Genomic DNA, 25437 nt, shown 5'->3' with positions numbered 1-25437 from the left:
GCGGATAAAGCGCATAGGATTGAAACACCATGGCAAGGCCGCGCTTGGCTGGCGGGATATTAGTTGCATCCGTGCCATTGATCTCGATCGTGCCGTCTGTGACATCCTCAAGCCCTGCAATCAGGCGCAAAAGCGTGGACTTGCCGCAGCCGGACGGGCCGACAAAAACAACGAACTCGCCATCATTGATTTCAAGGTTGAGCGGTGGAATGACCTGCGTTTCACCAAAGCTTTTCGTGACGTCTTTGAGTATAATGCTTCCCATGATTATCTACCTATTTCACCGCGCCAAATGTCAGGCCGCGCACTAATTGTTTCTGGCTGAACCAGCCCATGATGAGAATTGGCGCAATCGCCATGGTCGATGCTGCGGACAGCTTTGCGTAAAACAAACCTTCTGGGCTCGAATAGCTGGCGATAAAGGCTGTCAGTGGCGCTGCATTGATCGTTGTCAGATTGAGCGTCCAGAACGCTTCATTCCACGCCAAAATAATGTTGAGCAGCATCGTGGACGCTATTCCCGGCAGCGCCATTGGCGTTAACACATAAAGAATTTCGGATTTAAGACTCGCCCCATCCATGCGCGCGGCCTCCAGAATATCGACCGGAATCTCTTTGAAATATGTGTAAAGCATCCAGATAATGATCGGCAGGTTCATCAGCATCAGCACCGCAATAAGAAGAATATGCGTGTCGAACAGACCGCTATTGCGCGCCAGAATGTAGATCGGAAACAATACGCCAACCGCAGGCATCATTTTGGTGGACAGCATCCACATCATGATATCTTTCGTGCGTTTTCCCGGCTGGAAAGCCATCGACCAAGCCGAAGGAATGGCAATCAGCAAGCCGATGACAGTTGAGCCGACCGCCAGAATGATGGAGTTCCAAAGGAACTTGCCATAATTGGACCGCTCCTGAACAACTTCGTAATTCTCCAGCGTCCAGTTAAAAAACAGCAGACTTGGCGGATCGGCAATCGCTTCAGCCTCTGTCTTGAAACTGGTCAAGATTGTCCAGAGAATCGGAAAGAAGATCAGCAATCCAATCGTCCATGCGACAATGGTGGTGACGATTTGGCGTCGGTTAGAGACAGCACGTGCCATGATACATTCCCCCTAATTGTCCAGATTTTTGCCGACGATCCGCATCAGGAAGATCGCAACAATATTCGCAAGAATGACCGCAACGATGCCGCCCGCAGAACCAAGCCCGATATTCTGACTTTCAAGCACCCGCTGATAAACGAGATAGGTGAGCGTGCGGGTTCCGAAAGCGCCGTTTGTCGTAACGAAGATTTCGGCAAAGATCGAAAGCAGGAAGATTGTCTGAATAAGGACAACAACCGTGATCGCTCGGGCCAGATGCGGCAGCGTGATATAGCCAAAACGGCTGAAAAATCCCGCGCCATCCATTTCCGCAGCTTCCATCTGTTCGCTGTCCAGCGATTGTATAGCTGTGAGCAGAATTAATGTTGCAAAAGGCAGCCACTGCCAACTCACAATCCAGATAATCGAAAATATTGGTGCTTGGCTCAGCCAGTCCACCGGCGTTCCGCCAAAGAACTTCCATAGATAGGCGAAAAGACCGTTCACAGGGTTCATGAACATGTTCTTCCACACCAGCGCCGAAACAGTTGGCATGACGAAGAACGGTGCAATCACCAGAATGCGGACAATACCCTGTCCCCAAATTGGCTGATCGAGCAGCATGGCCAGCAATACGCCGCCAATGACCGTAATGGCCAGAATACCGCCCACCATGATCAGCGTTGTGACAACACTGTCGGTAAAAGAGCCGGAACTTAAAAACCGTGCGTAATTTTCAAAACCATCTGCCCATTCATAGACACCGCGCAAAGGCCGGTAGTCGAGAAATGAGAAATATATCGTCATACACAGAGGTACGAGCATCCAGACGAGCAAGAGAAAAATCGCCGGCGTGTTCATCAGTCTTGCAGCGGATCGCGAATGTTGTGTCGCCATGACTTACCCTCCCAAGTATGCCGGTAATATTTTCAGATCGGCAAATAGGTATTGAACGTAATGGAAATTTCTAAGCTTATCCAAGAATCCCGGGCACGATCGTTTGCACCCGGGTTTCCTGGGAGAGAATTACAAGCTTATTTGTAGCCAGCCGCTTCCATTTCGTCATTGGTAAGCGCCTGCGCTTTGGCAAGGGCTTCATCGGCGGACTGCTGGCCTGCCAATGCTGCTGAGAACTCCTGACCGACCTGCGTTGCGATACCGGCAAATTCAGGGATCGCAGCAAACTGCACACCGACATAAGGAACCGGATCGACTGTCGGGTTTGTCGGATCAGCCGAGTTGATCGACTCAAGCGTCATTTTTGCAAATGGCACTTTTTGATATTCAGGATTCTCGTAAAGCGATGTACGGCTGCCGGGCGGCACATTGGCCCAGCCTTCTTTCTCCGCAACGAGCTCCAAATAATCCTTGGACGTCGCCCATTCGATAAACTCTTTGGCAGCGGCTTCTTTTTGAGTACCGGCAGGGATAGCCAGCGCCCAAGCCCAAAGCCAGTTACCGCGCTTGCCAAGCCCTGTATCAGGCGCAAGAGCAAAGCCGACCTTGTCCGCAACGGTGGAATCGTTCGGATTTGTTACGAAAGATGCTGCAACAGTCGCATCGATCCACATACCGCATTTGCCTTGCTGGAAGAGCGCGAGATTTTCATTAAAGCCGTTATTTGCCGCTCCTGGAGGGCCTGCTTCATTCATCAAGTCAATGTAGAAATTGAGCGTTTTCTTCCATGCGTCTGAGTCAAACTGTGCATTCCACTCTTCATCAAACCAGCGCGCGCCAAAAGCATTCGCCGTGGCCGTCAGGAATGCCATGTTCTCGCCCCATCCCGCTTTACCGCGCAGACAGATGCCATAAATCTCATTGTCTTTATCGGTCATTTTGCGCGCGGCATCGGCAACAAATTCCCATGTCGGCGCATCAGGCATTTCAAGGCCGGCTTTTTCCATCAGATCCGTGCGATACATGATCATGGAGCTTTCGCCATAAAATGGCGCGGCATAAAGCGTACCGTCTACAGACAGACCACCACGCATTGCCGGTAGAATATCATCAACATCATAGTCCGCTGACAGATCATCAAGCGCAACAAGCCAGCCGTTTTTACCCCAGATCGGTGTTTCGTACATACCGATCGTTGTGATGTCGAACTGGCCGCCTTTTGTTGAAATGTCGGTGGTCACGCGCTGGCGCAACACATTTTCTTCCAGTGTGACCCACTCAACTGTGTGTCCTGTTTTTTCAGTAAAATCGTCGGTCAGACCCTGCATGCGGATCATGTCGCCATTGTTAACAGTCGCAATTGTCAAAGATTCGGCATGAGCGCCGGTAGCCGCAACGAGCATGATTGCTGTCGTCGCGCCAAGCATTTTCTTGGAAAGCATCCTATTTCCTCCCGTGGTAATGGATGCTCGTACCTAATTACAAAAACTACGCGCGGTCAATAGTTTTTTTACGCGCGTAAATATTTGCCGCTCACGCAGAGTCGCGCATTACGAGTTTCCCTTCAAATAATGTGTCTTTGTGCGCGCTGTCGCTTGTCTCGCTGGCAATAAGGTCAAACAGCATCCGGACACTCTTTTCCGAGATAGCGGCATAATCCTGTGACACGGTCGTCAACGAGGGGCATGTAAATTTGGAAAAGGGATGATTGTCATGACCGGCAACGCGCAAATGGCAATTCTCTTTCAGGCCGACCCGCACACCTTTTTGGTAACATGCCGCTAAAAACCCGATGGCAAGCCGGTCATTGCTGCACAGCACAGTCGAGGTTTCAAACCTGTCATTGTTCAGCGCTTCAAGTCCGCCGCGGTGGCCGATCTCTTCAAAGTCCCAGCCCACCCCGTCAACCTGCACGATTTTCGGCTGATGGCCCAAACGTTTCATTGCTTCAATATAGGCCTGTCTGCGCTTTCGCGCATTCGGATTGGTCGGCGTTTTCATCTCGAAAAAGCACGGGGCGTCGCCCGAACGGTTCAGATACTCCACCATCATTGATGTAAACTGCATATTGTCGGAGCCGATAAAGACCTGCCCCACATCTTCCAGCTTGCTGTCGAACAGCACAGTTGGCACATCTTTGCAGAAACGCTCGATAAACGCTTTGTCAGATATGCGTCCCAAAGGCGCGATCAGCACACCCGCCGGCTTCATGGAACGTAAGGTTTCCAGAATATCGTTTTCCTGTTCCTGACGTCCGTGGGAACTGAAAAGGGATGGCGAATACCCTTCCTCGATACAGCGCGTTTCAATATTACGTGCTATCTCGGCAAAAAACGGGTCTGCCAGATAGGGCACAACAATACCGATGGTCTTGGTGAGTTGCCGGTTCTGGTTCACCGCATAAATATTCGGGCGATAGTCAAACCGCTCCAGCGCTTCTTCTATCCTAGTGCGCGTCGATGGACGCACACTCTGAGGATCATTGAAAAACTTTGAGATTGTCGGCCGCGAGAGCCCGCTGACCGCCGCGAACTCTTCCATATTTTTGATCTTAGTCACAGTCATCGCCGCTTCCCAAGGTTACGCGTGTAAATTTTGTAACTTACAATGGAAACAAATAGGCAAACTTGTCAATTACGCCGCAGAACGAATAATTTTTACCGCGGCCGGATACCGTTCAGAACAATTGACAAAACAGCCTGAGCAGACTGCTCGTAAAAACCGGGCTTGCTGGCCTGACTGCCGAGCAATGCGCTCACTTGCACATCGAAATCCGCATAATGCTGGGTCGTCGCCCAAATAAGGAAAATCAGGTGATAAGGGTCGATGGGCGCAAGCTTGCCTTCATCAATCCAGCCATGGATTACTTTGGCTTTTTCATCAACGAGCGACTTAAGTGTCGTCTCAAGGAAACCCTTGATCAGCGGTGCGCCGCGCTGAATCTCATTGGCAAAAAGCCGCGATGCTTCCGGATTTTCGTGAGACGCTTTTAATTTAAGCGTAATGTAGCGGCGCAATTGCTCGATTGGATCGCCGTCGCCGTCAATATCGCGGAACGGATCAAGCCAGTTGACGACAATCTGCTCAAGCGCTGTGCGGTAAACATCTTCCTTCGACGGGAAATAATAAAGCAGGTTGGTCTTCGACATACCGGCCTTTTCCGCAATCCGGTCCAGCGTCGCCCCGCGGTATCCGTCTGTGGAAAATACCTGCAAGGCAGCATCCAGAATAAGGGCCCGATTCTCGGTTTGAATCCGGCTGCGCTTTTTTTTGGGTCGCTTTTTGTCAGCCTCAACATTCACATTTTCTTTGCCAGCCAACACAGCCTCCAAAAAGTTCTCATAAACACGCTTGACCAATCGTGATTGCTCTCATAGCCTTCAAATTTGACCAACCAGTCAAGTTTTATTTGAACGACCTATGAGGTAAATATGGTGTCTCCAGGCGAAAATCTACGTATAAATGGTGACAGGCTGTGGGATTCTATACACGAAATTGCTGAAATCGGCCCCGGCATCGCCGGAGGTTCCAATCGCCAGACCGTCACCGATGAAGATGCGCAGGGACGCGCGCTGTTTCAAAAATGGTGTGAAGATGCCGGTTTGACCATGGGCGTTGATGAAATGGGCACCATGTTTATGACCCGCCCAGGCACTGATCCCGATGCCCTTCCGGTCTATGTCGGCTCCCACCTTGATACCCAGCCGACAGGCGGTCGCTATGACGGCGTTTTAGGCGTGCTTGCCGGATTGGAAATCGTGCGCACTTTGAACGACCTCGATATCAAGACAAAACACCCCATCGTTGTCACCAACTGGACCAATGAAGAAGGCACCCGCTTTGCACCTGCTATGATGGCATCGGGCGTCTTTGCCGAGCAATTCACCAAAGAATGGGCTTACGCAAAAACAGATGCGGAGGGCAAAACCTTCGGCGAAGAATTAGAGCGCATTGGCTGGAAGGGCGACGAGAAAGTCGGCAGCCGCAAAATGCACGCTTTCCTTGAACTGCATATCGAGCAGGGGCCGATACTGGAAGCCGAAGAAAAAGATATCGGTGTTGTCACGCACGGGCAGGGCCTGTCGTGGACGCAAGTGACAATTACCGGCAAGGAAAGCCATACCGGCTCGACGCCAATGCCGATGCGTAAAAACGCAGGCCTTGGCATGGCGCGTGTTCTGCAATTGGTCGACGAGATCGCATGGTCGCATAAACCAAGTGCGGTCGGTGCAGCCGGTCATATCGATATTTATCCCAACTCGCGCAATGTCATTCCCGGCAAGGCTGTTTTCACCGTTGATTTCCGCTCACCTGACCTGAGCGTTATTCAGGATATGGAAGCGCGGCTTGAAAAAGGCGCTAAAGAAATTTGCGATGAAATGGAACTGGAGATCGAATTAGAGAAAGTCGGCGGGTTTGATCCGGTGACTTTTGATGAAAAGCTGGTGACCTCCATTCGCGATGCGGCAGAACGCCTTGGTTATTCGCATATGAATATTATTTCGGGCGCGGGCCATGATGCCTGCTGGATTAACCGCATGGCACCCACCGCTATGGTGATGTGCCCCTGCGTTGACGGGCTGTCACACAATGAGGCCGAAGAAATCTCAAAAGAATGGTCCACCGCCGGCGCCGAAGTGCTGTTCCATGCGGTTGTCGAAGCAGCGGAGATTATGGGGTAAGTGGCAAATGGATTGCAAAGATAGCCTGTATTATATCTATGAAACCGAAAACAATAATGAGTTCGACATAAAAGAAGTCAAGCGCGTATTTATGGATATAGATCTTTCTTATGGGCGCTCCAAAAACCAAATTGGTTGGGTAAGACGTCAAAATTTTTGGTGGCGAGTTTACGATAAACTTACACTAACATCTTTTTTGAATTCGATAATTTGCAAAGGGGGCTTCATCACAGCTCCCGATGGAAGCGATGTAGCATACAACCCTATTGAGGTGTTGCGTCCATATTTGTTCAGCTGGGATAAAGGTGGGCCACTATATCGCAATGATAATTAGAAAATAGTACAATCTATGTGATTCAGAACAAGGATTTCCTATGACCACCACCATCATTAAAAACGGAACCATCGTCACTGCAGATCTGACCTATAAGGCCGATGTGAAGGTGGAGAACGGCATCATAACCGAGATCGGGCCGGATCTTTCGGGCGGTGATGAACTGGATGCGACAGATTGCTATGTGATGCCGGGCGGCATCGACCCGCATGTGCATTTGGAAATGCCGTTCATGGGTACTTATTCCACCGATGATTTTGAAAGCGGCACGCGGGCCGGTCTTGCCGGTGGCACTACAATGGTGATTGATTTCTGCCTGCCGTCACCGGGCCAGTCACTGCTTGAAGCCATTCAGATGTGGGACAACAAATCGACCCGCGCCAATTGCGATTATTCTTTCCACATGGCGATCACATGGTGGGGTGAGCAGGTTTTCAACGAGATGGAAACCGTTGTCAAAGACAAAGGCATCAACACTTTCAAGCATTTCCTTGCCTATAAGGGCGCATTGATGGTCAATGATGATGAACTTTACGCGTCCTTCCAGCGCTGTGCGGCGCTGGGCGCAACGCCGATGGTACATGCGGAAAACGGCGATGTTATAGCCGAACTTTCCGCCAAATTGCTGGCCGAAGGCAATAATGGTCCCGAAGCACATGCCTATTCCCGTCCGAGCCAGGTTGAAGGCGAAGCCACCAACCGCGCCATCATGATTGCCGATATGGCCGGTGCGCCGCTTTATGTGGTGCATACATCATGTGAGGAAAGCCATGAGGCCATCCGCCGTGCGCGCCAAAACGGCAAGCGCGTCTGGGGCGAGCCGCTGATCCAGCATTTGACACTGGACGAGTCCGAATATTTCAATGAGGATTGGGACCATGCCGCGCGCCGCGTAATGAGCCCGCCTTTCCGCAACAAACAACATCAGGATTCTTTGTGGGCCGGACTTCAAGCCGGGTCGCTGTCAGTTGTGGCAACGGATCACTGTGCATTTACCACTGAGCAAAAACGTTTCGGTGTTGGCGATTTTACCAAAATTCCGAACGGCACCGGCGGGCTTGAAGACCGTATGCCGATGCTTTGGACCTATGGCGTTTCAACCGGCCGCCTGACCATGAATGAATTTGTGGCCGTGACATCGACCAATGTCGCCAAAATCATGAACATGTATCCGAAGAAAGGTGCTGTTCTTGTCGGCTCTGACGCCGATCTGGTGGTGTGGGACCCGAACAAGGAAAAAACAATTACCGCCGGAAGCCAGCAATCGGCAATTGACTATAATGTGTTTGAAGGCAAAAAAGTCAAAGGCTTGCCGCGCTTCACACTGACACGCGGTCAGCTGGCCGTTAATGACGGTGCGGTTCAAACCGAGGAAGGCCACGGCAAGTTTGTCAAACGCGCACCCAATGCGCCCGTCAACGCCGCCCTTTCCAAATGGAAAGAACTGAGCGCGCCATCACCGGTCAAACGCAGCGGTATTCCAGCGACAGGGGTTTAAGTGTCTAATACGGTCATTTCCACTAAAAATCTGGACCTTGTTTTTCAGACGGCTGACAGCCCCGTTCACGCGTTGTCAGACATCAACCTTGATATTGAAAAAGGCGAATTTGTTTCACTGATCGGCCCGTCCGGTTGCGGCAAGACCACGCTGCTGCGTGTGATTGCCGATCTGGAACAACCGACAGGCGGTGAAATTACCGTCAACGGCATGACACCCGAGCAGGCACGCTTGGCACGTGCCTATGGTTACGTGTTTCAGGCCGCCGCTCTTTATCCCTGGCGCACCATCGAACAGAACATCGCCCTGCCGCTGGAAGTCATGGGTATTGCCAAGGCCGAACAGCAGAAACGCATCGCCGAAAATCTGGCGCTTGTCGATCTTGCCGGTTTTGAGAAAAAACATCCTTGGCAATTATCCGGCGGTATGCAGCAACGCGCGTCAATCGCCCGTGCGCTGGCCGTGGAACCGGACATGCTTTTGATGGACGAGCCTTTTGGCGCGCTTGATGAAATTGTGCGCGACCATTTGAACGAGCAGCTCAACAAGCTTTGGCACCGGACGCAGAAAACGGTTGTCTTTGTTACGCACTCCATTCCCGAAGCGGTTTATCTTTCAACCAAAATAGTGGTGATGAGCCCGCGGCCGGGTAAGATCTATGATATTATCGACTGTGATCTCGGCGACGAGCGGCCGCTCGATATTCGCGAAAGCGAGAAGTTTTTAAAAATCGCCCACCGCGTGCGCGAAGGTCTAAAAGCGGGCCATGCCTATGATTAAAGACCGCGCACTACCCGTTCTAACAGTTGTCGCAATGATTATTGCGGTTTGGTATGCCGGTGCGGCTCTTTTAAATCTCAAATTTGAATATGATCAGGCCGAGCGCATCGGCAAGGAAATGTCGTTTACCGAGGCACTGCCCAAGACCATGGCGCAGGAACGGCCCGTTTTGCCTGCACCGCATCAGGTCGCGGTCGAAATCTGGCAGACCACGGTCGAGAAAAAAGTAACCTCCAAGCGCAGCCTTATCTATCATGCGTGGATAACCTTGTCCGCCACACTGCTCGGCTTTGTATTTGGTACCGTGCTCGGCATATTATTGGCCGTCGGCATCATACATTCGCGGGTGTTGGATAAATCTCTCATGCCATGGATCATCACCTCGCAAACGATCCCCATTCTTGCTATAGCGCCGATGATCATCGTGGTGCTGAACTCCATTGGCATTACCGGTCTGGTGCCAAAAGCGATCATCTCGACCTATCTGTCCTTTTTCCCCGTCGCTGTCGGCATGGTCAAAGGCTTGGGCTCGCCGGACGCCATCAATATGGATTTGATGCGTACATTTAACGCCAGCCGTTCGCAGATATTCTGGAAATTGCGCTGGCCGACTGCCGTGCCTTATCTTTTCACATCCATGAAGATCGCAATCGCTGCATCGCTTGTCGGCGCCATTGTCGGCGAATTACCAACCGGCGCAGTTGCCGGTTTGGGTGCGCGCCTTCTGGCCGGTTCTTATTACGGCCAAACCGTACAAATCTGGTCGGCGCTTATCGTGGCAGCCATTCTGGCCGGATCGCTGGTTGCGATTGTCGGCTTGGTTGGTAGCTGGCTTAACCGCCGCATGGGTTTGAGGGAGGCATAAATGGAAAACGCAACGCTCCTGATCATATGCCTGATTTTCTGGCTGGCAGCATGGTTCATCAATACGCGCCTTGCCCAGATTTCTTCAACCAACAAAACATGGATGACGCTTGTCAATCTAGCGATACCTGTCCTGTTCGGCATTGCCTTGCTGGTGCTTTGGGAAGGGATAACGCGCGGTTTCGGCGTGCCAACAGTGTTGCTGCCACCGCCTTCCATGATCTGGGAACGTATTGCGCGTTCCGGTTCGATTCTCTGGGCGGACTTTAAACAAACCTATCTTAAAGCGGTCATTGCCGGATATATTCTGGGTTGCGGGCTGGGCTTTTTGATCGCAATTCTTGTTGACCGGTCTCCGTTTTGGAAAGCCGGTATTATGCCGATCGGCAATCTTGTCTCGGCGCTGCCCATTATCGGCATCGCACCGATCATGGTTATGTGGTTCGGTTTTGACTGGCAGTCAAAGGCCGCTGTCGTCGTCGTCATGACGTTTTTTCCCATGCTGGTGAACACCGTTGCCGGTCTTAATGCTGCCGGACATATGGAGCGCGATTTGATGCGTACCTATGCTTCGACAAAATGGCAGATGTTGTTCAAGCTCAGATTACCGGCAGCAATGCCATTCATCTTCAATGCGCTGAAAATCAATTCGACACTGGCGCTGATTGGCGCCATCGTTGCTGAATTTTTCGGCACCCCCGTTGTCGGCATGGGCTTTCGCATATCAGCGGAAATAGGGCGATTGAATGTTGATATGGTTTGGGCCACTATTTTTGTTGCGGCGCTGGCCGGCTCTATTTCCTACGGGCTGATCGCGCTGCTGGAACGCTCCATTACATTTTGGCACCCTTCCAATCGAGGGCGCTAAGAAACGGGAAAGACAAAGAGAGCGAAAAGCTCCGTTCAAATACCAAGTGCAACCGAGGAGACGAAAATGAAGAAACTTATCGCATTAACAGCAGGGGCTGCATTCGCGCTTTCTGCAACAACGGCACTGGCAGCCGACAAGCTGACACTTCAGCTCAAATGGGTAACGCAGGCACAATTTGGTGGCTACTATGTTGCCAAGGACAAAGGCTTTTATGAGGAAGCCGATCTGGATGTTGAAATCAAACCGGGCGGCCCGGACATTGCACCGCCGCAAGTCATTGCAGGTGGCGGCGCCGATGTTGTCGTTGAATGGATGCCGGCTGCGCTTGCCGCACGTGAAAAAGGCGTTGCGCTGGTCAATATCGCCCAGCCGTTCAAACGCTCCGGCATGATGCTGACCTGCCGCAAAGACACCGGCATTGAAAAACCGGAAGACTTCAAAGGCAAAACGCTCGGCGTATGGTTCTCCGGCAACGAGTTTCCATTCCTGTCATGGATGAGCAAACTGGGCATGTCGACAGAAGGCGGCGAAGATGGCGTGACCGTTCTAAAGCAGGGCTTCAACGTTGACCCGCTTATTCAGAAACAAGCCGATTGCGTTTCCACCATGACCTATAATGAATACTGGCAGGTCATCGACGCCGGTTTCAGCCCTGACGATCTGGTGGTTTTCAACTACACAGACCAGGGCGTTGCCACGCTGGAAGACGGACTTTACACATTGGAAGAAAACCTTGCCGATCCTGAAATGGTCGACAAGCTTGCACGTTTTGTTGCCGCCTCCATGAAGGGCTGGGAATATGCGCGTGAAAATCCTGAAGAAGCCGCCGATATCGTTCTGGAAAATGACGCATCCGGTGCGCAGACAGAAAAACATCAGCGCCGCATGATGGAAGAAATCAACAAATTGACCGAAGGTTCAGACGGCACGCTGGATGTTTCAGCCGCTGAAACAACGGTTGAATCGCTGCTTTCAGGCGGCGAAGCACCCGTTATTACCGAAGCGCCGGAGGGTGCATGGACGGACGTCGTGACCAAAAAAGCAATGTCTATGTCTGAATAATACATAAAATACAACGACATAAGAAGGCCGCAGCGATGCGGCCTTTTTTTATTTCTCCGTTTTAAGAAAAAATTTGACCTTTTGATAAAATTTTGTACGCTTCTTATATCGCGCAAACTTGAATCCAAGTCGGAGCATACAAATGGCCACATCAAACGCCTCAATAGATATTAAGGCCGGACGGTTATCGCCGGATCAATATTCGAAAAATTTCGAAGACATTCATGCTCCGCTGACAAGACATGAAGCAATTGTCGAAGCTGATCGTTGTTACTTCTGTTACGATGCGCCCTGCATGACCGCATGCCCGACAAGCATCGATATTCCAATGTTTATCCGTGAGATCGCTACCGGCAATCCGAACGGCTCGGCCAAAACGATTTTCGAGCAGAACATTATGGGCGGCATGTGCGCGCGGGTCTGTCCAACCGAAACATTGTGCGAAGAGGTTTGCGTGCGTGAAACAGCAGAAGGCAAACCGGTCAAAATCGGACTTCTTCAACGCTATGCAACAGATCACTATATGGCCGATATCGGCTCCCAGCCTTTTGAGCGCGCAGCATCAACCGGCAAGAAAATCGCAATTGTCGGTGCCGGACCGGCAGGTCTGTCCTGCGCGCACCGCTCGGCAATGCATGGTCATGACGTCACGGTTTTTGAAGCCCGTGAAAAGGCCGGCGGCCTGAACGAATTTGGCATTGCCGCTTACAAATCTACTGATGATTTTGCGGCAGCCGAAGTTGACTTCATCACATCCATTGGCGGTATCGAGATTAAATACGGCACGGCGCTTGGCAAGGATGTGCTGCTCGAAGATTTAATTGAGACATATGACGCTGTGTTTATCGGGGCAGGGCTGCCTTATGTGAACGATTTGTCGATTGACGGCGATGATGCGGACAACTGTATCGATGCGGTGAAATATATCGCAGAATTGCGCCAGTCTGACGATTTGTCGAAACTGCCTGTCGGACGCGATGTTGTGGTAATCGGCGGCGGCATGACAGCCATCGATATCGCAACGCAAATAAAACTTCTTGGCGCGGAAAATGTCACCATCTGCTATCGCCGCAGCGCCGACGCAATGGGGGCAAGTGCCTATGAACAGGAAGTGGCTCAAACCAACGGCGTCACAATCCGCCATTGGCTGCAACCCAAGGCGCTTCATGTGGACGGCAATATGGTGAACGCGATCGAACTTGAATATACATCCGGCACAAACGGTTCATTGAGCGGCACCGGTGAAACCATCACACTCAAGGCAGATCAGGTTTTCAAAGCCATTGGCCAAACGCCGGACGATACGCCCTTCACCAAAACCGGCATTGAGCTTGTCAAAGGCCGCATTGGCGTTGATGAAAACCGCAAAACCAGTCACGCGAAAGTCTGGGCGGGCGGCGACTGTGTCGCTGGCGGTGAGGATTTAACTGTTGCCTCGGTTGAAGACGGCAAAATTGCCGCTGAACACATTCACAAAACACTGATGGGCTAAGGGAGATACGTCTATGGCAGACCTGACAAGCAATTTTGTTGGTATTAAATCACCGAACCCGTTTTGGCTGGCCTCGGCGCCGCCAACCGATAAAAAATACAATGTCGAGCGTGCTTTTGAAGCAGGCTGGGGCGGCGTTGTCTGGAAGACACTGGGTGAAGCCGGCCCACCTGTCGTCAATGTGAACGGCCCACGCTACGGCGCGATCTGGGGCGCGGACCGCCGTTTGGCCGGTCTGAACAATATCGAGTTGATTACCGACCGTGATCTGGAAATCAACCTTCAGGAAATGAAAGAGGTCAAGCAGAATTGGCCCGACCGCGCACTCGTCGCGTCACTGATGGTTCCATGCGAGGAAGAGCCGTGGAAACGTATTCTCGACCGTGTTCTTGAAACCGGCTGTGATGGCGTTGAGCTGAATTTCGGCTGCCCGCACGGCATGAGCGAGCGCGGCATGGGCGCAGCGGTCGGTCAGGTTCCCGAATATATCCAGATGGTCGTCGAATGGTGTAAAAAACATTCAAACCTGCCCGTTATCACCAAGCTGACGCCCAACATTACCGATGTGCGTTATCCGGCACGGGCGGCAAAAAATGGCGGCACTGATGCCGTATCTCTCATCAACACAATCAATTCCATTGTATCGATTGATTTGGATCAGATGGCGCCAATACCGACCATTGACGGCAAAGGCACGCATGGCGGCTATTGCGGCCCGGCGGTTAAACCCATTGCACTTAACATGGTGGGCGAAATTGCGCGTGACAAGGAAACAGCAGGTCTGCCGATTTCCGGTATTGGCGGCATAACGACATGGCGTGATGCGGCCGAATATATCGCACTTGGTTGCGGCAATGTGCAGGTCTGTACAGCGGCAATGACCTATGGCTTTAAAATCGTTCAGGAAATGATCGAAGGCCTGTCCAATTACATGGACGAAAAAGGTTATAAATCCATCGAAGATTTCCGCGGCATGGCTGTACCGAACGTCACCGACTGGCAATATCTAAATCTCAACTATGTCACCAAAGCCAAGATCAATCAGGATTTGTGCATCTCGTGTGGCCGTTGCCATATTGCCTGCGAAGACACGTCCCACCAGGCGATCACAAACATGGTTGACGGCGTTCGTAAGTTTGAAGTGATCGATGAGGAATGCGTCGGCTGTAATTTATGTGTGAATGTCTGTCCGGTCGATAATTGTATTACAATGGAAGAAATGACGGCCGGCAGTGATCCGCGCACGCAAAAACCGATTGACCGGGAATATGCCAATTGGACAACCCATCCCAACAATCCGATGGCTGCTGTCGAACCGGCTGAATAATTCAAACGTCAATAATTTTTAGGGCCGCCGGTGCATTGCGCCGGCGGCTTTTTCATTGTCAGGAAGCTATCGCCAAAAGCTTCTGACCGCGTTAGGATAGAGCGTTAAAAATCGGAATATTATGGCAATCGAAGACACAACAAAGGACTGGGCGGATCGTTTCGCGCCGGACATAACAACCCTCGAAGGCATTGCACATCTCGCCTATGCAGCGTTACCGCAGGAGTTTCGCACTTTAACGGCCAATGTACCAATCCACATTTCAGAGTTTCCAAGCGAAGACATAACCGATGATCTTGGCCTTGAATCACCGTTTGATATTCTGGGTCTGTTTGAGGGTGAGGGCGCAAGCGGGAAATGGACACCGGGCAAAAAAAGCAGTGGCAATAAGTTAACGCTCTTTCGCCGCGCGATTTTGGATTATTGGTGTGAAAACGATGAGACACTGCACGATATTATCACGCATATCATTATCAACGAGCTTGGCATGCATTATGGCCTGAGCGAAATTCAGATTGCTGATATAGAAAACGCACTTGATTAACGGGCAAGCGACAATGCTGCCCCGTTTATCTCACGCAATAATTTGCGCCGCATCGCTGCTTCATAATCGGCAAAATTCTCTGCAACTTCGACAAATGCGCCCGGCCCGTAAATGACTTCTTCACGATAATAAGCAACAGGATCAGGATCGGCCCCGTCAATCACCAGTCCATTGACCTGAACGCCTTCAAAAGCAAAGTTTTTATACGCCAGTTCAGGCGCATAGCCTTCATTGTTCACCCCATCGCCGGAAACATCGACAATTTGTCGTGCGCAGATAAGCGGCGCGCGCTTTAGATTGATCGCGGCATAACCAAGAGCAAATCCAAGCGCGGTGGGAAAATCTGAAAAGCCACGCGGGTGACCGGCTATCCGGTTACCTGCGGCAAATATTGCTGCGTCATCGCCCAGAAATGTCCAGGGGACAATATCCACATGCGCGCGGCGGCCGCTCCATTCAAAAGCGAAAAGCTGTATTCCGCCGCTAAGCCTGATCGCTTCACGCACATCCGAATGCGTTAGCGCACGCTGAAGCCCGGTCATTTGCAGCTCATATTCCTCACGGCTGACGCTTGAGGAAACATCAATAGCCAGAACGAGTGACATCGCGCAGCGCGGTTGTGCAGCGGCCGAAAATTGGGCCGCCGCAAAAAAGATAAGTCCGGCAAATATCCTTGGAAGGATCAAAGAGCGCCCAGTTTCACGTCAGGCGTGTAATCCTGATCCGGCACATCTTTGGTTACCGCTTGGGCGCAGCGCATAACACCTTTTGTGGCATCAAAGGCATAAGACGGGCTGCCATAAAGCGTCCAGCCTTTTGAAACAGCTTCGGTTACCCTGTGGCAAAATTCGGAAGTGTCGTCATTGGTAATCAGACGGTAAGCAATCATATTATTTTCCTGTTTTAATTCTCACGGCCGTCAATGGCCAAGCGATGCGCGTGCAATAGCGGCTTTTGCCAAAAGTGCTTCTGCCTGAACCAAGTGCAACCGCTCCACCATTTTTCCATTTAAGGATATGACACCTTTACTCTGGTTTTCCGGCAAACGAAATGCGCTCACGATTGCATCAGCCTCTATCAGTTCGGACTCATTGGGCATGAATGCAAGATTGGTCGCTTGAATTTGTGACGGATGAATGAGCGACTTGCCGTCAAACCCCATCTCGACAGCGGAAAAACATTCAGCGTTAAAGCCGTCAGTGTCACGAAAATCATTATAGACGCTGTCAATGACGTCAATCGCACCCGCCCGAGCAGCAAGCAAAATCTGCATCAGCCATGAATGGGCATGCTGGCGTGCATTTTCAGCATTAAGCTGCGTCTCGGTGATCAAATCATTCATGCCGACGATAAAGCAGCTAAGCCGTCCGCCGGATGCATCTGATACATCTGCAATATCGCCAATGTTCAATATGCTTTTAGCCGTTTCGATCATCGCAAATATCTGCAGATCTTCGGGCGCATCCGTTTCATCGAGCGCATCGCTGAGTTCAAGCACATCGCGTGACAAATTGACCTTCGGCAACACAATGGCATCGGGTTGGCACGCACGGGCACACATCAGATCCTCGGTGCCGAACTCTGTTGAAAGCGCATTGATCCGGATCGCACGCTCCGCGCGGGCATGAGGGTGACGGTCAAAATGCTTTCGCAAATTTTCCCGCGCCTGCGCCTTTCCTTCCGGTGCGACAGCGTCTTCTAGGTCATAGATGAGACAATCGGCATCCAAACTCTGGGATTTCTCTAGTGCCCGCTCATTGTCCGCAGGCACATAAAGTACCGAGCGGCGCAGTTTAACGGGTCTTGATGTATTGCGCATAACGAGCTCCTTGGCTCTTACAAATAGCTTTTTTCTCAATCATTCAAGGTTTTGCTCAATTGATGCGACAGAAGGCTTCATTTCTATGCATGACTTTGATAAACCGCATTCAACTTTTACAACATGGAAAGAACGTCATGGATAAGTTCAATAAGCTCTCAGGCGTTGCCGCACCTCTACCGATAATCAATATCGACACCGATATGATTATCCCAAAGGACTACCTTAAAACAATCAAGCGTACCGGTCTTGGCGAAGGCCTGTTTGCAGAAATGCGCTTTAACGAAGACGGCTCTCCCAAAGAAGATTTTGTTTTAAACAAGCCTGCTTACAAGGATGCAAAAATCCTGATTGCCGGTGACAATTTCGGCTGCGGCTCGTCACGTGAACATGCGCCTTGGGCGCTTCTAGACTACGGTATCCGCTGCATCATTTCGACCAGCTTTGCCGATATTTTCTATAACAACTGCTTCAAGAACGGCGTTTTGCCGATCGTTGTCAGTCCTGAAAATCTCGAAAAACTTCTGGATGACGCTTCACGCGGCTCCAACGCTGTTATTTCAATTGATCTGGAAGCGCAGGAAATTAAAGGCCCTGACGGCGGTACGATCAATTTTGATATCGATGCACACCGTAAGCACTGCATGCTCAACGGTCTGGATGATATCGGCCTGACATTGGAAAAAGCATCATCCATTGATGCTTATGAAAGCAATGCGGCGGCAAACCGCCCTTGGGCATAACATTTTATGACCCGCAAACTCATTTCAACCGGTTCGCCTTTTGAAGAGATTGCGGGTTATTCACGGGCACTCGTGCAAGGCGACTGGTGCTTTGTTTCAGGCACGACAGGCTACGATTACAAAACAATGATCATGCCCGATAGTGTGGAAGAGCAAACCCGCAATGCGCTTCTTACGGTCGAAAGAACACTTGAGCAGGCCGGGTTTACTTTAGACGACATCGTCCGGATGCAATATACAGTCACCGATGCGGCATATGCTGACTTGGCGTTTCCGGTTCTCGGACAATGGTTTAAAACCATCAGACCCGCCGCGACTATGGTTGTCGCGGGCCTCATAAAACCCGAAATGAAAATCGAAATTGAAGCGACCGCCCTGCGCGGTTAGCAAAAGCAATTGAACTTGAGCCCGATACTCCGTAAAAGCAGGCAAATTAACCTCTAAAGACGGATGTGCTTGATGACTGAACGCTCGATTTTCCTTTTGCCTGGTGATGGTATTGGCCCTGAAATTATGTCCGAGGTCAAAACGCTGATCTCGCACATGAATGACAAAGAAGGTGCCAATTTTAAAACCGATGAAGGTCTGGTTGGCGGTTCGGCCTATGACGCCCATGGCGAAGCGATTTCAGATAGCGATATGGAAAAAGCGCTGGCTGCCGATGCCGTTCTTTTCGGCGCTGTAGGCGGCCCTAAATGGGATGACGTGCCTTATGAAGCCCGTCCCGAAGCCGGATTGTTGCGCCTTCGCAAAGACATGGCGCTTTTTGCAAATCTGCGCCCGGCAATTTGTTATCCGGCCTTGTCCAACTCATCATCACTGCGCCCGGAAGTTGTCGAAGGTCTTGATATTCTCATCGTCCGCGAATTGACCGGCGGCGTATATTTCGGCGAGCCCAAAACAATTACCGATCTTGGCAACGGCCAGAAACGCGCTGTCGATACGCAGGTTTATGAAACCTATGAAATTGAACGAATTGCCGGTGTGGCCTTTGAAATGGCCCGTGCGCGCGGCAACAAAGTGTGCTCGATGGAAAAACGCAATGTCATGAAGTCCGGCGTGCTTTGGAACGAAGTCGTTACAGCGACACACAAAGCAAAATATGATGATGTCGAACTTTCGCACATGCTGGCTGATGCCGGCGGTATGCAATTGGTGCGCTGGCCGAAACAGTTTGATGTTATCGTATGCGACAACCTGTTTGGTGACATGCTTTCCGATGTTGCTGCCATGCTGACCGGTTCGCTGGGCATGTTGCCGTCGGCATCATTGGGCGCACCGGATGAAAAAACCGGTGCCCGTAAGGCACTTTACGAACCGGTTCATGGTTCAGCACCCGATATTGCTGGTAAAGGTATCGCCAACCCGATCGCAATGTTTGCGTCATTTGCAATGTGCCTGCGTTATTCATTCAACATGATTGCTGAATCCGAACGCCTGGAAAAAGCAATTGCAACCGTTCTTGATAGCGGTGTCCGCACCGGCGACATTATGAGTGAGGGCTGCACACAGATTACAACCAGCGAGATGGGCAAAGCTATCCGCGAAGCCTACAGCGCTGCTTAATATCGCAAGAAATACAAAAAACTGACGCGGGACACTGCGTCAGTACCATTTGAAAAGCGCAGACAATTGACATTTGCGTTACAGTGCATCAAAAGAACGCCATCATGCTTAAAACGATCCCTACGAAAACGAAGACCGTTTAACTCACTCCGCCCTCACTCTCCCCGTGGGCGGGAAGAGTGACGCTTTGACCGCAACCGGGGGAGAGACAGGAAAAAAGCAATGAGCTTCAAAATCGCTATCGCCGGTGCAACTGGAAATGTTGGACGCGAAATGATGGAAATCCTTCACGAGCGTGGCTTTCCAGCTTCAACAGTTGTTCCGTTGGCATCACGCCGTTCTTTGGGCCAAGAGGTCTCTTACGGTGACAAAACGCTAAAGGTTCAGGCGCTGGAAAATTACGATTTTTCAGACACGGACATCTGCCTTATGTCTGCAGGCGGATCCATTTCAAAAGAATGGTCTCCGAAAATCGGCAAGCAGGGCTGTGTTGTCATCGATAACTCCTCAGCTTTCCGCTATGATTCCGATGTGCCGTTAATCGTTCCGGAAGTAAATCCTGATGCGATTGTGGATTTTTCCAAAAAGAACATCATTGCTAACCCGAACTGCTCGACTGCCCAACTCGTGGTTGCACTCAAGCCGCTGCACGATGCGGCAAAGATCAAACGTGTTGTCGTCTCGACATATCAATCCGTCTCCGGTGCCGGTAAGGATGCGATGGACGAGTTGTTTGCGCAGACCCGCTCGGTTTATGTTGGCGACACTTTTGATGAGAGCAAAAAATTCACAAAGCGCATCGCATTTAATGTGATCCCGCATATCGACGTGTTCATGGAAGACGGCTCCACCAAAGAAGAGTGGAAGGTAACAGCCGAAACCAAGAAAATGCTCGATCCGAAAATTAAGGTGACATGCACAGCCGTGCGCGTGCCAGTTTTCATCAGCCACGCTGAAGCTGTCAATATCGAATTTGAAAATGAGATCACTGCCGATCAGGCGCGTGAAATCCTGCGCGAAGCACCAGGCTGCCTTGTCGTCGATAATCCTTCGGAAAATGCTTATGTCACGCCGATTGAGGCAGCGGGCGAAGATGCAACCTATATCAGCCGTATCCGCGAGGACTCAACTCTGGATAACGGTTTGAATATGTGGGTTGTTTCAGACAATTTACGCAAAGGCGCGGCGCTGAATACGGTGCAGATTGCCGAGGTTCTTGTGAACCGCAAATTGATCACACCGAAGGCACAAGCCGCCGCTTGATCTTAAAAAAATCCATTTATGAAAAAGGCCGGTCGCATCAGCGCCGGCCTTTTTTGTGATACTTACTCTGCCGCTTTGGGGTACGGCGTGACAGTGGAAGGTGTCTCGTCGATATATTCTTCATCGATCTCCGGTTGGTTGGGATCAACCTGCGCCACCGGTTCATCAGCCAATTTGCCTGATGGTTCAGTTTTCTTCACTTTTCCGCGCAAACGTCGCCAGAAATTACCAAGCAAACTACCCGCTTCTATCGAAGCATTGTCGCGTGTAAACAGCATCAATGCCGCTGGCGTTACCACCAGTGTCAGAAGCGTTGAGAACGCCAGTCCAAAAACAATCGCGCTGGATAAAGAAATCCACCACTGTGTTGATGGAGCACCATAAGTCACCTCTTGGCTGAGCAATGCCAGGTTTGCGCCAAAGGCAATCGGCAACACGCCCAAAATCGCGGTGACCGCTGTCAGCATTACGGGACGCACACGTTCGCGGCACGTCTCCAGCACGGCTTCTGTTTTATCCATGCCCTGCCTACGCAGATAAGAATAGGTGTCGATCAGAACAATATTGTTGTTCACCACAACGCCGGCCAGAGCGATCGTGCCAACCGCAGTCATAATGATGGAGAACGGCATACCCATGATGAGCAAGCCCAGCAGCACGCCAACCGTGGACATCACCACAGCAGACAGAACCAGAGCAACATAGGTAAAGCGGTTGAACTGTGCCAATAGCAGCGCAAAAATCAGGAAGATAGCAACGCCAAATGCCTTGCCCAGAAACGCAGAAGCTTCGGCGCTTTCCTGATCGGAACCAACCATTTCCCATTGAATATTGGCAGGAAGATCGAGCGTTCTCATATGCTCGGCCACCTGCGCCTGGAACACGGCATCCTGCGCACCTTCTGCAAGGTTCGCAGAAATTGTGAGTGTGCGCGAACCATCGATACGGGTCAATGTACCAAGCGAACGGGCTGGTTCGCGTGTTACAAAGTTCGATATCGGTACAGCACCTGAAGGTGTTTGAATCCTGAGCTGGTCAAGCATTGAAAGTGTGCGGCGATCTTCCGGTAGACGCAAACGAATATCAACCGCATCATCTGCGCCGGCAGGGCGGTAATCAGAAAGCACCAATCCTGTTGTCACCAACTGAACCACCGTGCCAATTGAGTTCGGTCCGACACCAAATTTTGCAGCTTCCGTGCGGTCGACCTTCAGCTCCCAGTCAACACTCAAAGGCGGCAAGCCTGTTGAGAGATCGCGCACTTCAGGAATAGTCTCAAGATATTCGCCGACTTGTCGCGCAACTTCATCCATGCCGGTCGGATCATCAGCGGAAAGCTGAACCTGGATCGGCTTACCTTGCGGTGGGCCTGCATCCGGAACAGAAATTTCGATTTCAACGCCTGCAAAACCGGAAAGCGCACTGCGCAAATCGGCCAGAATTTCAGAGGCCGGCTTGCGTTCGCGCCAATCAACAAACTCATATTGAATCGTGCCAATTGTATCTTCGCCGCCGCCACCGCCGCCAAAGGATGCGCCGCCGCCTGACTTGCCGACACGTGTATAAACAGTGTCGATACCGGGCCAGTTCAACAAACGCTGCTCGGCAACGCGAACCGCATCGTCTTTTTCCTCAAGCGACAGATTGCCTTGTGCTTTAACGTATAGCAGCCCGTATTGAGGTTCGACATTCGGGAAGAATTCCACACCATTATTGTTTTGCGTAAAGCTTGTAACAATACCAACCATCAACGCAACAACGATCAGCAATACAGCAATAGGATACCGTACTGTCTTCTTGATGACGGCCATGTATATGCCATCAGGCTTTTTAGGCTCGACACGTGCCTTGCCAAAGATAGATCCTAGCGTTGGCGCAAACAACAATGCATAGATTGTTGATGCGGATAGCGTCGCGATCAGCGTGATCGGCATATAGCTCATAAACTCGCCGACAATCCCGGGCCAGAACAGAAGCGGTGAGAAGGCTGCAATACGTGTAAGCGTTGAGATGACAACCGGGCCGAACATGCGGCGCGCACCTTCAGCAAATGCCGGTGCTGCCGGCATGCCTTCAGCCATACGCCTTTCAGCATATTCGGTCACAATGATAGCATCATCGACAAGCATGCCAACGGCCAAAATCAGACTGAACAGAACAACAATGTTAACCGTCAGGCCTGCCATTGACAGGAACATGATTCCCATAAGGAACGATGTTGGAATTGCCAGACCGATTAGCAGTGAAGACCGGAAACCGAGATAGAAAAGAATAACGATGAAAACCAGTATCACCGCTGTCAAAACCGAATTCTGCAAATCTTCCAGCATTGTGCGGATATCGGTCGATTTGTCCTGACTGAATGACACATCGATACCGGTTGGCAGTTCTGCTTTAAACGCCTCCGAAGTCGCCTTCACAAGATCAACTGTTTCGATAAGGTTGGCACCTGCCCGTTTGGAAACCTCAATCGCAATTGCCGGTTTACCGTTAAGACGGGCAATTGTTTCCGCATCTTCAAAAGTCGAGCGGATTGTCGCCAGATCACGGGCGCGCACGACAGCATTGCCATTAACTGCGATAGGCAGATTGGCAATATCTTCAACCGTCTCGATGAGAGCAGGAACCTTGACCGCATATTTACCCTGATCACCTTCCAGTGTTCCGGCGGCAACCAGCTGATTGTTTCCCTGTACACCAGCGATCAGATTATCAAGCTGGAGATTGTAGGAACTCAGCTTGATCGGGTCCATGATCACTTCAACAAGTTCATCACGCGACCCTTGCAAATTCGCTTCCAGAACACCTTCCGCTTCTTCAATACGCTCCTGAAGCGCTTTGGCGCTGCGTGTCAAAACCCGTTCCGGAACATCGCCGGAAAGTGTCACAACGAGAACCGGAAACTCCGAAATATTAACCTCGGAAACAGTCGGCTCATCCGTTCCGGTTGGGAAATCGCGTTTGGCCTGATCTGTTTTCGTGCGCACATCATCAAGGGCTGTTGACAGATCAGCACTCGGATCAAACTCAATCACCACATTACCGCCGCCCTGATAGGCAGACGCAGACATCTTATCGATGCCTTTGATATTTTTAAGTTGTGTTTCCAGCGGGCGGATCAGCAGACGTTCGGCATCTTCCGGCGACACGCCCTGCAAGCTTAGACCGACATAGATAACCGGTATCTGTACGTCAGGCTCGGCTTCTTTGGGAATACTGATATATGAAAGCGCTCCGGCAACCAGAAAGAACAAAAGCGCCATGATCGTCAGGCGCGCATTCTTTACTGCTATTTCAAGAAAACCCATTACTGACTCTCAATCTGGCTTCGCGCCTCTTCGATCAACCTATCAATTTGTTCCGGGTCAGCTTCAACCGCCTGAACTTTTTGCCCTTCCGAAACAAGGTTTTGCCCTTGAACAATGATGCGCGCTTTATCCGGTATACCGCCAAGGATGAGTCCGCCTGTGGAGTCATCGACAATATCTATCGGATAGAAAACAACACTGTCTTCCTCATCAACCGCGCGCACACCAAGTTCGCCCGTATCATTGAGAGTGACAACAGACCGCGGAACAGGCTTGGCAGAAACCGCCTCGCCCCGCAGAATAACTTCTGACGTCATTCCTGCCGGAATGCTCATTTCGGGGTTGGGCGCTTCAATTTCAACTGTGTAGGTGCGTGTTGTGTCTTGAGCCACACGGCTGATGTAGCGGATTTTACCGGAAACAATTTCACCTGTTACCAATCGCAATGACGCGTCATTGCCAACTTTTACAATCGGCAAATCACTTTCATTGACTTCACCCACACCGATGATCGGATCCAAAGCAACAATCGTAGCAACCGGTGTTCCGGGTTGAACGGATGTACCTGCTTCCACTTTCAAATCATCAATCACGCCGCCAAACGGCGCTTTGATTTCAAGCAGGCTCATTTCCACTTTGGCTTTTTCCAAAGCGCTTTCCGCTGAGCGCAATGCCGACATTGCCTGATCCAATTGGATTTTAGGCAATGTACCGCGCTCAACAAGAGTGCGCTTGGCATCTGCATCGATTTTTGCCTGTTCAAGACTTTGCTCGGCGCTTGCCAGCGCTTCCTGACGACCTTCAGAGGCCAGTGTCAAAATTACCTGGTCTTTTTTAACGACATCGCCTTGCGACACTTTCAGCTCGTCAATGGCAGCCGATGTGCGAGCCGAAACTTCCGTAGATTTATCAGCTTGTGTAATACCTGATATGCGGACTGAGCGCGCATGTTCGATGGAAGGAACCTGCGCCACGCCAACAGCTTGCAACGCGCGTTCTTCGGTTTTCGCCGCTGCTTCCTGCCGCTCGACGACAGTATTCGGCTTGTCGTCTTCAGTAGAAGCGCTACCCACAAAAGAAAAATCTCCTGTCAGCACCCAAGCGGCGGCCAACAGCAATACAACCATTGCCGCAAATTGATGAAGTTTCATCGTCTTTTCCGTAACTTTCTACGTATATAACTAGACGTGTTCCTAAACCCTAGTTTTCATGTCTTAGCAATACTTCGCCAAACACTTGAGTTAACCTAATGTTTCAAACGGGAACCGTTTTTCTTCTAAGATACTGATTTCACAACTT

At 50.9% G+C, this 25437-nt stretch carries 24 protein-coding genes; 13 read left to right on the top strand and 11 right to left on the bottom strand.

Features of this window, described 5'->3' with window-relative positions:
• The 6 genes from SU32_RS05325 to rutR all read right to left on the bottom strand — a co-directional run.
• Nucleotides 1–265: ATP-binding cassette domain-containing protein (locus SU32_RS05325; RefSeq protein ID WP_144421036.1), on the bottom strand; the 265-nt coding region annotated here is incomplete at its 3' end.
• A gap of 10 nt (nt 266–275) precedes the next feature.
• On the bottom strand, nt 276–1106 hold the full coding sequence (locus tag SU32_RS05320) for a carbohydrate ABC transporter permease (RefSeq protein WP_053998306.1): 831 nt from the start codon (nt 1104–1106) through the stop codon (nt 276–278).
• Between the two features lie 12 nt (nt 1107–1118).
• Nucleotides 1119–1985 (bottom strand): carbohydrate ABC transporter permease, encoded by an 867-nt coding sequence (locus tag SU32_RS05315; RefSeq protein ID WP_053998305.1) that lies wholly within the window; start codon nt 1983–1985, stop codon nt 1119–1121.
• Nucleotides 1986–2122: 137 nt separating this feature from the next.
• Entirely contained in the window at nt 2123–3427 is a 1305-nt protein-coding gene (locus SU32_RS05310) for an ABC transporter substrate-binding protein (RefSeq protein ID WP_053998304.1), read from the bottom strand.
• A gap of 91 nt (nt 3428–3518) precedes the next feature.
• Nucleotides 3519–4550 carry a LacI family DNA-binding transcriptional regulator gene (locus SU32_RS05305; RefSeq protein ID WP_053998303.1) on the bottom strand — a complete coding sequence of 344 codons (1032 nt, stop codon included), beginning with the start codon at nt 4548–4550 and terminating at the stop codon, nt 3519–3521.
• Between the two features lie 92 nt (nt 4551–4642).
• Entirely contained in the window at nt 4643–5305 is a 663-nt protein-coding gene (gene rutR, locus SU32_RS05300) for an HTH-type transcriptional regulator RutR (RefSeq protein WP_053998321.1), read from the bottom strand.
• Between the two features lie 111 nt (nt 5306–5416).
• Between rutR and SU32_RS05295 the strand changes: the two genes are divergently transcribed.
• The 9 genes from SU32_RS05295 (at nt 5417) to SU32_RS05250 (ending at nt 15439) form a co-directional block, all read left to right on the top strand.
• The gene (locus SU32_RS05295; RefSeq protein WP_053998302.1) at nt 5417–6667 is read left to right on the top strand and encodes a Zn-dependent hydrolase; all 1251 of its coding nucleotides are present in this window, start codon (nt 5417–5419) and stop codon (nt 6665–6667) included.
• Between the two features lie 374 nt (nt 6668–7041).
• Complete coding sequence (hydA, locus tag SU32_RS05285) at nt 7042–8499, top strand: dihydropyrimidinase (protein ID WP_053998300.1); 1458 nt, start codon at nt 7042–7044, stop codon at nt 8497–8499.
• Nucleotides 8500–9279 carry an ABC transporter ATP-binding protein gene (locus tag SU32_RS05280; RefSeq protein ID WP_053998299.1) on the top strand — a complete coding sequence of 260 codons (780 nt, stop codon included), beginning with the start codon at nt 8500–8502 and terminating at the stop codon, nt 9277–9279.
• On the top strand, nt 9272–10144 hold the full coding sequence (locus tag SU32_RS05275) for an ABC transporter permease (protein WP_053998298.1): 873 nt from the start codon (nt 9272–9274) through the stop codon (nt 10142–10144). Before SU32_RS05280 ends, SU32_RS05275 begins: the two co-directional genes overlap by 8 nt.
• Complete coding sequence (locus SU32_RS05270; protein WP_053998297.1) at nt 10145–11011, top strand: ABC transporter permease; 867 nt, start codon at nt 10145–10147, stop codon at nt 11009–11011.
• A gap of 66 nt (nt 11012–11077) precedes the next feature.
• Nucleotides 11078–12076 (top strand): ABC transporter substrate-binding protein, encoded by a 999-nt coding sequence (locus SU32_RS05265; protein ID WP_053998296.1) that lies wholly within the window; start codon nt 11078–11080, stop codon nt 12074–12076.
• Nucleotides 12077–12218: 142 nt separating this feature from the next.
• The gene (locus SU32_RS05260) at nt 12219–13568 is read left to right on the top strand and encodes an NAD(P)-dependent oxidoreductase (RefSeq protein ID WP_053998295.1); all 1350 of its coding nucleotides are present in this window, start codon (nt 12219–12221) and stop codon (nt 13566–13568) included.
• Between the two features lie 13 nt (nt 13569–13581).
• Nucleotides 13582–14895: an NAD-dependent dihydropyrimidine dehydrogenase subunit PreA gene (gene preA, locus SU32_RS05255; protein ID WP_053998294.1), complete on the top strand. Its 1314-nt coding sequence runs from the start codon at nt 13582–13584 to the stop codon at nt 14893–14895.
• A 121-nt stretch (nt 14896–15016) separates the two neighbouring features.
• On the top strand, nt 15017–15439 hold the full coding sequence (locus tag SU32_RS05250; protein WP_053998293.1) for a metallopeptidase family protein: 423 nt from the start codon (nt 15017–15019) through the stop codon (nt 15437–15439).
• Here SU32_RS05250 and SU32_RS05245 read toward each other — a convergent pair.
• The 3 genes from SU32_RS05245 to SU32_RS05235 form a co-directional block, all read right to left on the bottom strand.
• A complete protein-coding gene (locus SU32_RS05245; protein ID WP_082376466.1) occupies nt 15436–16044 on the bottom strand; it encodes a DUF1194 domain-containing protein in 609 nt (202 codons plus the stop codon). The two genes, SU32_RS05250 and SU32_RS05245, sit on opposite strands and share 4 nt — an antisense overlap.
• Nucleotides 16045–16121: 77 nt before the next feature.
• Complete coding sequence (locus SU32_RS05240) at nt 16122–16328, bottom strand: DUF1737 domain-containing protein (RefSeq protein WP_053998291.1); 207 nt, start codon at nt 16326–16328, stop codon at nt 16122–16124.
• 30 nt (nt 16329–16358) lie between these two features.
• Nucleotides 16359–17258 (bottom strand): HpcH/HpaI aldolase/citrate lyase family protein, encoded by a 900-nt coding sequence (locus SU32_RS05235; RefSeq protein WP_053998290.1) that lies wholly within the window; start codon nt 17256–17258, stop codon nt 16359–16361.
• Nucleotides 17259–17395: 137 nt separating this feature from the next.
• On the opposite strand from SU32_RS05235, the gene leuD reads away from it, so the two are divergent.
• From leuD to SU32_RS05215, 4 genes are all read left to right on the top strand, one after another.
• A complete protein-coding gene (gene leuD / locus SU32_RS05230) occupies nt 17396–18001 on the top strand; it encodes a 3-isopropylmalate dehydratase small subunit (protein ID WP_053998289.1) in 606 nt (201 codons plus the stop codon).
• 6 nt (nt 18002–18007) lie between these two features.
• Nucleotides 18008–18388, top strand: a complete 381-nt coding sequence (locus SU32_RS05225) for a RidA family protein (RefSeq protein ID WP_053998288.1) — start codon at nt 18008–18010, stop codon at nt 18386–18388.
• 72 nt (nt 18389–18460) lie between these two features.
• Complete coding sequence (leuB, locus tag SU32_RS05220) at nt 18461–19567, top strand: 3-isopropylmalate dehydrogenase (protein WP_053998287.1); 1107 nt, start codon at nt 18461–18463, stop codon at nt 19565–19567.
• A 222-nt stretch (nt 19568–19789) separates the two neighbouring features.
• Nucleotides 19790–20830 carry an aspartate-semialdehyde dehydrogenase gene (locus SU32_RS05215; protein WP_053998286.1) on the top strand — a complete coding sequence of 347 codons (1041 nt, stop codon included), beginning with the start codon at nt 19790–19792 and terminating at the stop codon, nt 20828–20830.
• Nucleotides 20831–20892: 62 nt separating this feature from the next.
• On the opposite strand, the gene SU32_RS05210 is transcribed toward SU32_RS05215, so the two are convergent.
• Both SU32_RS05210 and SU32_RS05205 read right to left on the bottom strand, forming a co-directional pair.
• Nucleotides 20893–24138 (bottom strand): efflux RND transporter permease subunit, encoded by a 3246-nt coding sequence (locus tag SU32_RS05210; protein WP_053998285.1) that lies wholly within the window; start codon nt 24136–24138, stop codon nt 20893–20895.
• Nucleotides 24138–25289 (bottom strand): efflux RND transporter periplasmic adaptor subunit, encoded by a 1152-nt coding sequence (locus SU32_RS05205; protein WP_053998284.1) that lies wholly within the window; start codon nt 25287–25289, stop codon nt 24138–24140. Before SU32_RS05205 ends, SU32_RS05210 begins: the two co-directional genes overlap by 1 nt.
• Nucleotides 25290–25437 lie beyond the last annotated feature (148 nt).

Source organism: Ahrensia marina (assembly GCF_001293565.1).
GTDB lineage: Bacteria > Pseudomonadota > Alphaproteobacteria > Rhizobiales > Rhizobiaceae > Ahrensia > Ahrensia marina.
This window is presented reverse-complemented; position numbering and strand designations above follow the sequence as displayed.

What these genes read in the sequence shown, in the direction of transcription:
- SU32_RS05225 (WP_053998288.1), top strand. Translation starts at nt 18,008, where the DNA reads ATGACCCGCAAACTCATTTCAACCGGTTCGCCTTTTGAAGAGATTGCG.
- SU32_RS05210 (WP_053998285.1), bottom strand. Translation starts at nt 24,138, where the DNA reads ATGGGTTTTCTTGAAATAGCAGTAAAGAATGCGCGCCTGACGATCATG.
- SU32_RS05305 (WP_053998303.1), bottom strand. Translation starts at nt 4,550, where the DNA reads ATGACTGTGACTAAGATCAAAAATATGGAAGAGTTCGCGGCGGTCAGC.
- SU32_RS05250 (WP_053998293.1), top strand. Translation starts at nt 15,017, where the DNA reads ATGGCAATCGAAGACACAACAAAGGACTGGGCGGATCGTTTCGCGCCG.
- SU32_RS05270 (WP_053998297.1), top strand. Translation starts at nt 10,145, where the DNA reads ATGGAAAACGCAACGCTCCTGATCATATGCCTGATTTTCTGGCTGGCA.
- SU32_RS05265 (WP_053998296.1), top strand. Translation starts at nt 11,078, where the DNA reads ATGAAGAAACTTATCGCATTAACAGCAGGGGCTGCATTCGCGCTTTCT.
- SU32_RS05205 (WP_053998284.1), bottom strand. Translation starts at nt 25,289, where the DNA reads ATGAAACTTCATCAATTTGCGGCAATGGTTGTATTGCTGTTGGCCGCC.
- hydA (WP_053998300.1), top strand. Translation starts at nt 7,042, where the DNA reads ATGACCACCACCATCATTAAAAACGGAACCATCGTCACTGCAGATCTG.
- SU32_RS05295 (WP_053998302.1), top strand. Translation starts at nt 5,417, where the DNA reads ATGGTGTCTCCAGGCGAAAATCTACGTATAAATGGTGACAGGCTGTGG.
- preA (WP_053998294.1), top strand. Translation starts at nt 13,582, where the DNA reads ATGGCAGACCTGACAAGCAATTTTGTTGGTATTAAATCACCGAACCCG.
- SU32_RS05260 (WP_053998295.1), top strand. Translation starts at nt 12,219, where the DNA reads ATGGCCACATCAAACGCCTCAATAGATATTAAGGCCGGACGGTTATCG.
- SU32_RS05275 (WP_053998298.1), top strand. Translation starts at nt 9,272, where the DNA reads ATGATTAAAGACCGCGCACTACCCGTTCTAACAGTTGTCGCAATGATT.
- SU32_RS05310 (WP_053998304.1), bottom strand. Translation starts at nt 3,427, where the DNA reads ATGCTTTCCAAGAAAATGCTTGGCGCGACGACAGCAATCATGCTCGTT.
- SU32_RS05320 (WP_053998306.1), bottom strand. Translation starts at nt 1,106, where the DNA reads ATGGCACGTGCTGTCTCTAACCGACGCCAAATCGTCACCACCATTGTC.
- SU32_RS05215 (WP_053998286.1), top strand. Translation starts at nt 19,790, where the DNA reads ATGAGCTTCAAAATCGCTATCGCCGGTGCAACTGGAAATGTTGGACGC.
- leuB (WP_053998287.1), top strand. Translation starts at nt 18,461, where the DNA reads ATGACTGAACGCTCGATTTTCCTTTTGCCTGGTGATGGTATTGGCCCT.
- SU32_RS05235 (WP_053998290.1), bottom strand. Translation starts at nt 17,258, where the DNA reads ATGCGCAATACATCAAGACCCGTTAAACTGCGCCGCTCGGTACTTTAT.
- SU32_RS05240 (WP_053998291.1), bottom strand. Translation starts at nt 16,328, where the DNA reads ATGATTGCTTACCGTCTGATTACCAATGACGACACTTCCGAATTTTGC.
- SU32_RS05245 (WP_082376466.1), bottom strand. Translation starts at nt 16,044, where the DNA reads ATGTCACTCGTTCTGGCTATTGATGTTTCCTCAAGCGTCAGCCGTGAG.
- leuD (WP_053998289.1), top strand. Translation starts at nt 17,396, where the DNA reads ATGGATAAGTTCAATAAGCTCTCAGGCGTTGCCGCACCTCTACCGATA.
- SU32_RS05315 (WP_053998305.1), bottom strand. Translation starts at nt 1,985, where the DNA reads ATGGCGACACAACATTCGCGATCCGCTGCAAGACTGATGAACACGCCG.